This is a genomic window from Treponema sp. OMZ 906, assembly GCF_024181185.1.
Lineage (GTDB): Bacteria > Spirochaetota > Spirochaetia > Treponematales > Treponemataceae > Treponema.
On the sequence record NZ_CP051196.1, the window covers coordinates 2,546,205 to 2,559,143 of the forward strand.

Sequence of the window (12,939 nt, forward strand, 5' to 3'; positions counted from 1 at the left end):
ACGGGAGGGGAGATAACATTAATGGGAAACCGAGAGAATCGATTTAGAGTTTTAGCGGTCATTTTAAGCGTGCTGTTCTTTTGTGCCGGTATTGTCTTGACGCTTGGCATTTTTTTACCGATTGCCGGATTTACTGCATCGCACTATGCGTTATTTGCGATGGGGCAGCGGGTCTTTTCCGTGTATGGGTTCTCTTCTTTTTTAATTCCTCTCCTTTTTTTGTACGGAGCGGTGTTACTGCTTATCCCCGGCTGGTCGCGCGAATCCAAAGCGGTGTTGCTTGGCGTGCCGTTCTATTTTGTTACCGCGATTATCGGTGAGCGGCTCATCTATGCTTTTGTTCCGTCCGTTTCGATTCCGCTTATCCGACAGTTTGTAACCGTTTCAATACTGATCTGTGCGTTGCTGCTTGTCTGTTTTGAAATTTTTTTAATGCTGACGCTGAGTGAAAAACTATCCGGCCGTCGTCCCTCTTTAGGCGGTATCCCGGAGAAAGATAGTGTCATTGAAAATGAAGAAACAAGCGGCGGCAATACGGATACGGAGGAAGCGTCAGCTTTACCGGAAGATACAACGACCGAGGCATCATCTCCACAGGCACAGACAACGGATACGGATACCGAAACTCCTTCGGAACCGGATACCGCCACAGAATCGGACGGTATTCTCTGCGAGGCGACCGGAACCGGCATTTCGGACATTACAGATGCACAAAGCGAAATACTGCAGCGTGAGCAGATGCTGCCGATTCAATCGGGAGACAGCGCAGAATCGTCGGCTACAGAGGAAGAACTGCCGTTACTGGAAAGGGTCGATGATGAAGACTTGAGCCCTGAGTTTTCCGAACAAGAAATCGAGGTTAACACGCCTAAACCGGAAAAGGATGACAAAACGATAGTAAGAACCGAAGAGCAACCGCTTCCGCTGTCAACACCGTTATCGGCTGTTATGGATATACAGGAACAAGAGGTTGTCCGTCCGGTATTTGACCCATCCGATCCGAACAACCTGTTTGCAAGTTTGGAGGAAATCACCGCTCCCGTTGAGCGCATTAAACAGACTGATCATTCAGAAGCGCAGTCTAATCCCTTGCCGCAGGAAGACGAAGCGTCGCCTACACCACCGGTCGAAAATGCACCGACTATGGCAGATAGCCCCGAAGCTCCTGCTCCAGTAGAAGGAGAAACGCTACCACCAGAGAACGATGCACCGGCTACAGCGGAAGAGGTCGCAGACGCCGTTTCTCAAATGGATATTATTCCGGAAGAAACAATTTCGGAAAATGAAACTATAGCAGATGTCTCTCAAACGGAGAGTGATTTTTCGGATACCGGTACGGCTACCGAAAACGAAAGCGTCGCTGTATCGAAATCAACTTCTCTGCAGCCGGTTGAAAATGTACCGGCAGCAGAGGATAGTTCTGTTGCTGAGCTTCCTCAAGCAGAACCGGAGATGCCGCTTGTTTTTGTAAACGGCGTACCGCTGCCAAATGAACGTTCAGACCTGCTCGATACAATGGTAGTGATCGACTCGGAAACCGACATTGGCGCCGAAGCCGCGGCTGTACCGGTTGAAGACACTGCGAGAGCGGATATTGCAATTACCGGTTTCGACACACAAAATGAGGATGGCATTGCAAGCAACGAAGCCGAAACAGATGCTGAAAGTGACAAAGCGGAAATCGAAAGCGACACATCGAATACCGATGATGAGTTCTTGGAAACCATCGAACAAACCGTACCGATCATTCCGGCGAAACCGGCACCTCCCCCGCCGCCGCGGAAAAAATATGCCATCCCGTTTGATCTTTTAACGAATTATCCCGACGGCGAATATTGGATTGTTGACGATGCAACAAGGCGAGCAGCGCTGATGCTGAAATCGACCTTTAACGAATTTAAAATCGATGTATCCATCACCGGTATCCGTAAAGGGCCTGTCGTAACGATGTTTGAAATGCTGCCTTCGCCGGGTATCAAACTATCGAAGATTACCAATCTACAGGATAATATCGCATTGCGTCTTGCTGCTTCCAGCGTTCGTATTGTCGCACCCATACCGGGTAAACATGCAGTCGGTATCGAAGTCCCCAATAAGAAGCGTTCGATTGTCAGCTTTCGGGAGCTGATAGAAACCGATTTGCCGGAAGCCGCTAAGATGGCGATCCCCGTTGCCCTCGGAAAAGATGTAACGGGAAATCCGCAAGTCCTTGACCTTGCACAAACACCGCATCTGCTCATTGCCGGTGCGACCGGTTCGGGAAAATCGGTCTGCGTTAATTCAATCATTTTGTCGATTCTCTATAACCGTCGTCCCGATGAGGTAAAGCTGATTTTGGTCGATCCCAAAATCGTCGAGCTGAAACTCTATAACGATATTGCGCATCTTTTAACCCCCGTTATTACCGAACCGAAGCGGGCGTTCCAAGCGTTGCAATATGCGCTCTGCGAAATGGAGCGGCGCTATGCCTTGCTCGATAATATGGGCGTGCGCGACATAAAGACCTTCAATGCGAAAATCAAATCGGAGCATATTGCAACTGAGACGTTGCCCTATATTGTCATCATCATCGATGAATTTGCAGACCTTATGGCCACATCGGGGAAAGAGCTTGAAGCTACAGTCGCGCGCTTGTGCGCAATGAGCCGCGCAGTCGGTATTCATCTGGTGCTTGCAACACAACGGCCGTCCATCGACGTCATCACCGGTTTGATTAAGGCAAATATTCCGAGCAGAATTGCTTTTATGGTTGCATCAAAAACCGATAGCCGAATCATCTTGGATGAGATGGGTGCGGAAAAACTGCTGGGGAAAGGCGATATGCTGTATGTAAGCGCTGCTCGTCCGTTCCCGACCCGTATACAGGGCGCTTTTGTTTCCGAACAGGAAGTAGAACGTGTCGTTGCCTGTGTAAAAGAATATTGCGAGCCTGAATATATCGATGAAGAAATCTTTGTCGATGATGATGACGAGCCCTATGATAACGCCGTGTTCTCCGACGATAATGATCCGCTCTACGATCAAGCGTTGGAAATTGTTACCTTTGCAGGCAAAGCGTCCGCTTCTTATGTGCAGCGCAAACTGAAAATCGGGTACAACCGCGCGGCACGTCTTATCGAAGAGATGGAAGCCCGCGGCATCGTTGGCCCTGCAAACGGTTCAAAACCCCGCGAAGTTATCAGACACGTGTAGTTTTTTCTTGCTGGACACCTGTAGGTAAAAGGTCTATACTTTTATGTACATAGGGAGAGATCAATAATGAAAAAACGCTTTTCTATTCGATATAAACTTATTCTCATTTTTGGGTTTCTTATTGTGACGGCTTTAACAATAGAAAGTGTTCTAGCCGTCCACACAGCACGCAAAGCTGTAATAAAAAATATTGAAGCGCATCTGCTGGATAAGGCGCATGATACAGCCGAAATACTGGACGGCAGAATTGAGCAGTGGTTTCAATTGCTTGAAGGTATTGCCCAGATGCCGGCATTACAAAGTACCGAATTATCGTATTTTGAAAAGGCGGTATTGTTAAAAGAACTCGCTGATAAAAATACTTCTTTCCAAATACTCAATATTATCACTCAAAACGGAATCGGTTATTTAGCTAACGGGCGAACAAGTGATATTTCTTCTACCGCTTGGTTTAAAAGTTATCGAGGAAAACCTTTGATGTGCGAGCCTTTTATGTCCCTTATCAGCGGTAAAATGATTATCATTATTGCTGTTCCGATTTATGATGATAATAATCAAGCACATGATATACTTGCAGCAACAATCGACGGATTCGCGATGTATGATGCTGTAAAAGATATCGTTATCGGACAAACCGGTAATTGTTCTATGATAGGAGATACAGGGATAGTCATTGCTGATCAAGATACGGAGTTGATAAAGAATCAGTTTAACCCAATAGAAGAAGCTAAAAAGAATCCGGCTTTTACTTCTCTTGCAGTATTTTTGCAAACAGCGCTTGAAGCAAAGGATTCTACAATCGGGTATTATGAATACGACAAAGTACGGAAAATTGCGGCGTACGCTGTAATGAAAACGACCGGATGGACAGTGCTTGTCAATGCACCGGCAGAGGAGTTTATGGGCACTGTCAACACCTTACGCGGAACTATGGTGATTATGGGGCTTATCATTTTGCTGCTGGCAATCGTTATTGTATATATTATCGCCCGTACAATGGTAAAGCCGGTACAGACGGCTGTTAATGCTTTAAAAAATATTGCACAAGGTGAAGGTGATTTGACAGTACGGCTACCGGTGATCGGCAATGATGAGGTAACCGATTTATCCGAATATTTTAACGAAACAATTACTAAAATCGGCGCTTCAATACAAGCGGTTGGTAGAAACAGCAATGAAATGGAAGAAATAGGAAATGAATTATCTACTAATATGATTGAAACAGCCGGCGCAGTGAATGAAATTAGCGCAAATATAGATGGAGTAAAGCAGCAGGTGCTTACCCAAGCAGCAAGTGTTACCGAAACAGCTGCTACCATCGAAGAGATTGTCCGAACGATAAAGCAGCTGAACACCAGCATCGAAACTCAAACGACAAGTGTTGCACAATCTTCTTCTTCCGTAGAAGAAATGGTCGCAAATATTGCTTCAATCGGGCAAACGCTCGGTAAAACCGACGATGTAATCAGGACACTCACTGCAGCGACCGGCGATGGCAAAGCTACGCTAGTTTCCTCCAATACTGTAACACAAAAGATTGCCGAAGAATCCGGTTCGTTGATGGATGCCTCCAGCGTTATTCAACATATTGCGTCACAGACAAACCTATTGGCTATGAACGCTGCGATAGAAGCTGCGCATGCCGGGGAAGCGGGTAAAGGCTTTGCCGTCGTTGCCGATGAAATCCGTAAACTCGCAGAAGAATCCTCCGCGCAAGGTAAAACTATTACTACAACGTTGAAAACGCTCAGCGGAGAAATTGAAATGCTTGCAACCTCTTCAAAAACGGTAGAAGAAAAATTCAATGTAATTTTTACCTTAGCCGAACAGGTAAAATCGATGAGTGATCGACTTACCGAAGCAATGAGGGAGCAAGAAAACGGCAGCAGAGAGGTACTCACTGCTATTAAGAGCATTAACACGGTAACAATAGAAGTGCAGGCAGGTTCTGAAGAAATGTTGAAAGGCGGAGAGAGTGTCGCGCAGGAAATGCGTAAATTAGATGATCTTACCCGCATTATCACTGACAGTATGAATGAAATGGCGGCTGGCGCAGTACAAATTAACAATGCGGTACAGGAAGTCAATCAGATTACGCAGAAGAATAAACACAGTATCGAAAGCTTGGCTCAAGAAGTGGGAAAATTTAAGGTCAATTAGAGGGGATATCTCTTCTATTTGTACCCAACCAGTATCATGGTTCGAGCACGTTCATTATAGGGTGAGCGGTCAAAGTCGCCGTATATTTCGACTGAGGTAAAACCGGCAGACAGCATAAGCTGCCGTAATTCGGTAGCGGCATAGAGGCGCTGCACAAAGGTATGATCGGCTTTGAGGCCGTCTTTTGAATAGAGCTGCCAATGCGATCGTAGTCCTTCCCATGCCCCTTCTACCATAAAATCGGTGAGCACGGTATAACCGGCCCGCTCAAACCATTCTCCGGCGGTGAAGTCCCGCACGGCAATTTCGCGCCCTAACATTTCGAGGATAAAACAGCCACCTTCTTTTAAGGATTGCGCAATATTGCTGATAATAAGGGCATCTTCTTCAATCGTTTTGCAGTAGCCAAAGCTCGTATACATATTGATCGCAATATCGAAGGCCCCCGGCCGTATAAACTCCCGTAAATCGGCTCGCACCCATTCTATCGTTACGTTCTCCGCCGCTGCCGCCTCTGACGCTGCATCTAAAAATGGTTTAATAAGATCGACACCGGTAACCCGCGCACCGAGAATAGCAAGCTCAACGGCAATGCGACCTAAACCACATCCCGCATCAAAAATTTTTAATTCCTGCGGCTGTCGTCCCGTCCCGGCAAGTTTAAAAATACCTTCGGCAACGGCAGGCGCCTCCTTCCATCGTGAAGTGTCAAACATGATAGGGGCATACTGTACCCAAAAAGATTCATTTTCAAACCAATCGTCCATATTGCGACCTTTCGATTCTCCTTTTTAAACCCCACCCTGCTGTTCGTACTACTGCGGATTGGTATCTGTGCCGTTTTGCAAAATAGTATCTAAACCGGAATTCCGATTAACACTGCCGTCGGCAATAAGTTTTTGTTTTAGTACATTTGCTCGGTGGTTTTCGGAATCGAGTTTCAACGACTGATTCAACAATGCGATTGCTTCCGGCATCCCATTGTGTTCGGCATATATCCGTGCAGCTTCGTAGAGCATCTTACTTTTTACACGGTTATCGGAAAGCAACTCTGCAGCATGGGAAAAATACTTAATTGCCATATCCGGTTCATTGCGTGCATCATAGATATAAGCTTGATCAACCACCGCAGGAATTGTATAGCGGTGTTCGTTTTCCACCTCGGTAAAATTCTTTAGTGCTGCAGTCGAGTATCCCTGCACTGCATGCCGGATACCGTTGTAGAATATATCTTCATCATGGTTGTCTGCTTTGTCGATTCCAAGGCAGGCATTAAAATCGCCCGAAGAAGCAAAGTACCAGCGTGCATACGCCTTTACCAGCGGGTTATGGGGATGGGCTTCTAGGATTTTCCACATCTCTCCGTTTCCCTGTGCATAGTTTTTCGGCTGCACATAACGGTATCGAAATTCTTCTAGCTGAAACCGTATATCGTCGCTATCGGCAGCCATGGCTTCCTCAAGCACTTGCTCGGCGGAAAGCGTAAAAGCCGAAGACACAAACAAGCCTTTTTCCATCTGTAATGAGAAAAAATCTTTGCTTTGCAGATATTCGTCTAAGGGATTTTTTTGATCATGCCCCGCATTGATAGCGGACCAAGCGCGGACATACTGTGCCACCGCCGGATAGTATCCCGGATTTTGCGAAATACACTCGATCAATATCTCTGCTTTTTCGTCTTGGGTAGGAGCGGTCATCGCTAAGTTATAAAAAACTTCGCTTGAAGAATCCGCATAACGGTCGACATATATGTGCCAAAAACCACGCGCCTGCTCCATATCACCGAGCCCCGCACTTGCATCAGCGGCAAGCAAGAGATGACGGCGGGCATATTCAAAAACCTTAGGATTGTTTTCAGGGAGCCCCGCCATGTCGGCATACGCAAGTGAATAGACTAAATCATCCAGTACCGGTTGGAAATTCCCCATATCATAAGCTAAGCACGACCAAAAATAGGGAGACCGAAGCGCTTCTTCTTTAGCAATTCGGAAACGGAGTGCGGCTGCCTGTGCAATGTCTCCTTGGTGAGCAAGCATTACGGCAGCATTCTCCAAGAAAATATGTTCGCCCGTAAGCCGAAAACTTTCTTGCCAAAAAGAAGCAGGCGTCTGGTATGTTTGTTTTTCCTTATCTATATGGATAAGAGCCTCCGCCCCAATACCAACATAAGAGGAGCCACGCAAAGATTCAGCTGCTGCAGCAGCATCTTCTATCCGTCCTTCCTGCATCAATGTATGAGTAAGGGCAGCGTTAAGCATCGGGTCATCAGGATATTTTTTTAGACCGGTCTGAATTGATTGTAGAGCTTGTACAGGGTAATGCAACTGTAATTCCCGTTTTGCAATGCTTAAATAGTGAATGGGGATCTGTGCTTTTTTACGCAATGCACGTAAGTTATTCAGGGCTTTTTGAGTATTTCCCTCTTGCATAACACCGTCAATGACATTCAGTTTTTGTTGAAAAAGCTCATTTTTATCTGTTTTTGAACATGCTGCGGCAATAACGCAGAGGAAAAGACTTCCTATAAGAAAGAGATTAGTTTTTGTCCTTTTCATAAGAGCAGTCTAAACACTCTCGTTTAATGCTGTCAAGTACTGCGTTTACAAACTTAAAGGAATCATCGGTGCCATACGTGCGGGCAATAGTAACCGCTTCGTTAATTACGATCCTGGGATCGGTGTCTTGTTGAAAAAGGAGTGAATAAGTACTGAGGCGAAGAATTGCCTTGTCGACCAATTTAAGCCGATTAAAATCCCAATTTTCTAAGTTCTTGGTAATGAGGGTATCGATTTTATTGATATGCTCAACAGTACCTAAAAAAAGAAGCTGTGAAAATAATAGATCTTCGTCATGCACCTCTTTACTGGTACGTTCCGCCCATGGGAAGCGCAATAAATCATCAGGCGAAAGCGATCCCGCATCCCAAGCAAACAGCGCTTGAAACGCAAGAATCCTTCCACGTCGTCTCCCGATCGCCATCTTTACCACGAAAGAGCTTTTTCAAGATCGGTGCCGGTTTTAAATATGACGAAATTTTCCGATTTACGGAGCTCATTGGTTACCGAAACCAGCGCGTTGTTAAGTGCTTCATTTTGGCGCTGCATAATCACCATCTTTTTTATATATTCGTAGAGACTGACATTTCCGCCCGGTTCTACTACATCACTTAAACCGAGTATCTTCGCATCTTTTTTCGCTAGGACGACAAAACACTGGTAATTAGCACCTGTTTCCGTTATCGGAGACACATCTCCTACCTTCATGTTAAAGATTTTGAGAAGTTCGTCCATCGGAATACCGAGCTGCTCAGCTGCTAATGAGGTTTTACTGACAAAAATCTCTCCGGCCTGATAACCTGAATTCTTTTCCTGCGATTTTGCCCGAATATCGGCGGTAGCCTTCGAGTTTGCCGTCAGTTTTTTTTGAATATCTTTTATCGTTTTTTCCGCAGTACTTGCTTTGTCGCCTTTCGGGGCTACCACAAGGAAAAGCTGTACTGTGTCAGGCTGTACGAAAGACTGTTTATTCACCTCATAATACGAACGGATTTGATCATCGCTCGGACTTGGAATCGATTGCAGCTCTTTTTGTTTCTTCTGCATCACATATCTTTGCGCAGTCAGTTGGGTTCGTAAAAAGCTCTTAAACTCTGCAAGGGTCATGCCATTTTGTGCTTTCATATATTCATCCAGCGACATATTGGTCTTTTCTTTAATCAGTTTTGCAAAATCTGCTTCGGACACCTGCTGCCCCAATTGATTGGATACGTATTCGGTGAAGTAATTATTTACTTCCGAATCCATGATTTTTATTCCGTCTTTTTCGGCAGCCTGTACGATTAAACGCTCATTGATGAGACCGTCCAGCGTTTGCTGCCGCTCTTCTAAAGTCATCTTCCGTCCGATTTCTTTTTCCAAGGCAGAAACACGAGTTTTTAGCTGACCAAGAGTAATCGGTGTCCTTCCTGTAAGCTTCACTTCTGCAATAGGCTGCAAATTGGTTTGGGCAAAGACGCCGCTTATAGACAAACTTAATACAATAAACAACATGATTACAGTTTTCTTCATCGTATCCTCTTCAAGTTTTGATATTTGTAAACAAATGAACCACCGATAAGTTACTTACCGGTGGTTCACATATCTCATTTTATAAGTACCGCACGGATACGTCTGATACCCGCCGATGACGATTGTTCTTTTTGGATTACGAACTTGCCTAATACACCGGTGTGTTCTACGTGTGGGCCACCACATACCTCTTTTGAAAAGTTCCCGATGGAGTACACTTTTACGGTATCTTCGTATTTTTCTCCAAAGAGTGCCATCGCCCCTGCACGCTTTGCTTCTTCGAGCGACATTATTTCCATCGTAACCGGTAAATCTGCTTGGATCTGCTCGTTGACAATACGTTCTACTTCCGCCTTTTCTTCGGCAGTCATCGGCTGCGGATGAGAAAAGTCGAAGCGGAGTCGCTCTGCCGTAATATTAGACCCTTTTTGCGCAACATGATCGCCAAGTACCATCCTGAGCGCTTTATGCAAAAGATGCGTCGCGGTGTGGTACGCGGTGGTCTGCTCGGAGTGATCTGCCAAACCACCTTTAAAAATCTGTTCGCTTCCGGCGCGAGAGAGCGCTTGGTGTTTTTTAAAGGCTTCTTCAAATTCCTCTTTATCAACGGTTAAACCCGATTCCCGCGCAAGCTCTTCGGTAAGCTCAATAGGGAAGCCGTAGGTATCGTAGAGTTTAAAGGCAAGCCTGCCCGGGATAATCTTTTTAGGATTTTTTAACAGGTTTGGCTTCATTTTTTCGTACTCAGTCTCGCCTTTTTTGAGGGTCTCGAGGAAGCGTTTCTCTTCGGCTTCAAGCTCGGCGGTGATGGTTGCTTCTTTCTCTTTTAATTCGGGATACGCGCCCTTGTATTGTTCGATGACAACCTTTGCCGGAATTGCGAGGAAAGTTCCCTCGATACCAAGCTTCCTGCCATGGCGGACAGCTCGTCTGATAATACGGCGAAGTACGTACCCTGCACCGACATTGGATGGCACCACAGTTTTCGGATCTCCCAAGATAACGGTAGCCGCACGGATGTGGTCACAGATAATACGGACGGATACATCTTTTTCAGCATCGCTGCCGTATTGGTAGCCGGTAATCTTTTCAATTGCGGCAATCAGCGGGGTAAAAATCTCGGTTTCGTACACGGATTTCTTGCCTTGCAGCATTGCAACGGTACGTTCAATTCCCATACCGGTATCGACACAGTGCCGCTCCAACGTGTGATAGGAACCGTCTTGCTCTTTGCGGTACTGCATAAAGACATCGTTCCATATTTCAACGTACTTACCGCAGCTGCAACCCGGGCGACATGCGGCGCCGCACGCAGGCTTTCCCGTGTCGATGAACATTTCCGTGTCGGGACCGCACGGACCGGTTTCCCCTGCGGGCCCCCACCAGTTATCCTCGCGGGGTAAAAAGTGAATCCGTTCTTTCGGGATACCGTGTTTTTCCCAAATCTCCGCCGATTCGGTGTCGCGTGGCACTTTATCATCGCCTGCAAAAACGGTTACGGAAAGGAGATCAACCGGAATGTTAAGATATTGTGGGCTTGTCAAAAATTCAAAGCTGAATCCAATAGCTTCTTTTTTAAAGTAATCGCCAAGCGACCAGTTTCCCAGCATTTCAAAAAAGGTGAGGTGAGAAGCATCCCCTACCGCATCGATGTCGCCGGTGCGGATACACTTTTGATAGTCCGTTAAACGTGTCCCCGCAGGATGCGGTTCACCCATCAGATAGGGAACAAGCGGGTGCATACCTGCGGTGGTAAATAGTACGGTAGGATCGTTTTCGGGGATAACCGACTTACCGGAAATTTCCGTATGGCCTTTACTTTTAAAAAATGCGATATACTTGGAACGGAGTTCGTCTGCTGTAATGTGTTTATTCATATTTTATCATAGTAAGAAAAGCTATTAAGCCTGTCAACTGTACTTTTGAAAATAGGTGGCACATCTGCGTTGTCGCTTAACAAAAAACAGTCCTCGACGTACAACAAGTACGCCTGCGGGTGTTTTTTGTACGCTCCTAGCATCTGTACCGCCTCGTATAATAAAGTCATTGAATGATCTTATGCATTTTGGGATAGTATACCCGTGCAATATGATGAGATAACCCGTCTGCACGCTGGGGGTGCTCCCCGTAAAATAGACTGGATTTCTTAGCTCCGGTAGGTAGTACACAGATGAGCAGGATGGGGGCATTCCCCGTATCTCACACGAGGATGTGTGCCTTTCGGAGATAAGATCATTCATATTTCACCAATCCATTTATCCCAAAGGAATACAGCATTATGTTTATTGTTGGAATTGATATTGCCAAGAAAACTCACGTTGCTGCTATAACCGATGATACCGGTAAGCTCATCGGTAAAACGTTCAAAGTCGACAACTCCGTCGAAGGCTTTAACGGTCTTCTTCAAAAACTTGCCGACATCAGTACTGACATCAGTCAATTCGTTTTCGGTATGGAAGCGAGCGGACATTATTGGCTGAACCTGTATACGTGGCTGAGCGATAAAGGTTTTACCATTCACGTTATCAATCCCCTCCAGTCCGATGCACTGCGCCGGTTGCAGATACGACGGACAAAAACCGATCCTATCGATGCACAACTGATTGGCGAATGTATACGGCTAGGGAAATACTGTGAAACCAATCTTGCCAACGATGATATGCTCGCTCTGCGTGACCTTACTCGTCAGCGTTTCTATCTGGTCGATATGGCAGGTGATATAAAGCGCAAAGTTATTTCCATGATGGACAGGATTTTTCCCGAATATGAATCACTTTTTAGCGACATGTTCGGCAGAACCTCTTGTGAACTGCTGAAGGAATGCACGAGTCCTGAAGAAATCCTCGCTCTCGACACCGAACGGCTGTGTGAAATCTTACGCAAGTCAAGTAAAGGCCGTTTTAAGCAGCAGAAAGCTGATCAAGTACGAGAACGTGCACGAAATTCTTTTGCAGTTCTTTTATCTTCTCAGTCTTTGTCTCTGCTTGTAAAGCAAATGATCGAACAACTTGAACTTTTAGAAAGTCAAATACGCCAAATTGAGACGCTCATCGAACAACTGTATGCCAAGTTCGATTGTAAATTAACCAAAATACAGGGAATGGGTACTACGCTCGCTGCTGTAATCTTGAGCGAGATAGGTGATATCTCCCGTTTTCAAAATCCAAAACAGCTGACCGCTTTCGCAGGTCTGGATCCGGTTATTAAGCAATCCGGTTCCTTCTCGGCAACAAGGGTTCATATGTCTAAACGCGGCTCTCCGTATCTACGCAGAGCGCTGTGGCTTGCTGCAAACACCGTCAAACAATGGGATCCCTCATTTGCTTTTGCCTATCAGAAAAAAATGAATGCAGGAAAGAATAAATCTCAAGCCTTGGCTTTCATTACTCATAAACTTCTTAACGTCGTTTTTACCATACTCAAAAACAATATTGATTATCTCCCGCTCTTTCCTCCTGATTTTGAGCTTTCTAAGCTGCCTCAAAATTTTCATTTAGCCACTTGACTTTTCATAGCAGGC

At 45.7% G+C, this 12,939-nt stretch carries 8 protein-coding genes; 3 read left to right on the plus strand and 5 right to left on the minus strand.

Annotated features, from left to right (window positions below):
- Window positions 1-21: 21 nt before the first annotated feature.
- On the plus strand, window positions 22-3,192 hold the full coding sequence (locus E4N69_RS11550) for a DNA translocase FtsK (RefSeq protein ID WP_253823919.1): 3,171 nt from the start codon (window positions 22-24) through the stop codon (window positions 3,190-3,192).
- 66 nt (window positions 3,193-3,258) lie between these two features.
- Window positions 3,259-5,352 (plus strand): methyl-accepting chemotaxis protein, encoded by a 2,094-nt coding sequence (locus E4N69_RS11555; RefSeq protein WP_162664420.1) that lies wholly within the window; start codon window positions 3,259-3,261, stop codon window positions 5,350-5,352.
- Between the two features lie 14 nt (window positions 5,353-5,366).
- On the opposite strand, the gene E4N69_RS11560 is transcribed toward E4N69_RS11555, so the two are convergent.
- From E4N69_RS11560 to E4N69_RS11580, 5 genes are all read right to left on the minus strand, one after another.
- Window positions 5,367-6,119 carry a class I SAM-dependent methyltransferase gene (locus E4N69_RS11560; protein WP_162664421.1) on the minus strand — a complete coding sequence of 251 codons (753 nt, stop codon included), beginning with the start codon at window positions 6,117-6,119 and terminating at the stop codon, window positions 5,367-5,369.
- 48 nt (window positions 6,120-6,167) lie between these two features.
- Window positions 6,168-7,907 carry a tetratricopeptide repeat protein gene (locus tag E4N69_RS11565; protein WP_162664422.1) on the minus strand — a complete coding sequence of 580 codons (1,740 nt, stop codon included), beginning with the start codon at window positions 7,905-7,907 and terminating at the stop codon, window positions 6,168-6,170.
- On the minus strand, window positions 7,888-8,331 hold the full coding sequence (gene nusB / locus E4N69_RS11570; protein ID WP_162664423.1) for a transcription antitermination factor NusB: 444 nt from the start codon (window positions 8,329-8,331) through the stop codon (window positions 7,888-7,890). The genes E4N69_RS11565 and nusB overlap by 20 nt, the downstream gene beginning before the upstream one ends.
- Window positions 8,332-8,333: 2 nt before the next feature.
- A complete protein-coding gene (locus tag E4N69_RS11575; protein WP_162664424.1) occupies window positions 8,334-9,419 on the minus strand; it encodes an MOSP complex formation periplasmic protein, TDE1658 family in 1,086 nt (361 codons plus the stop codon).
- Window positions 9,420-9,493: 74 nt separating this feature from the next.
- Window positions 9,494-11,296, minus strand: a complete 1,803-nt coding sequence (locus tag E4N69_RS11580; protein ID WP_253823920.1) for an alanine--tRNA ligase — start codon at window positions 11,294-11,296, stop codon at window positions 9,494-9,496.
- Between the two features lie 401 nt (window positions 11,297-11,697).
- On the opposite strand from E4N69_RS11580, the gene E4N69_RS11585 reads away from it, so the two are divergent.
- Window positions 11,698-12,924, plus strand: a complete 1,227-nt coding sequence (locus tag E4N69_RS11585; RefSeq protein ID WP_253823921.1) for an IS110 family RNA-guided transposase — start codon at window positions 11,698-11,700, stop codon at window positions 12,922-12,924.
- Window positions 12,925-12,939 lie beyond the last annotated feature (15 nt).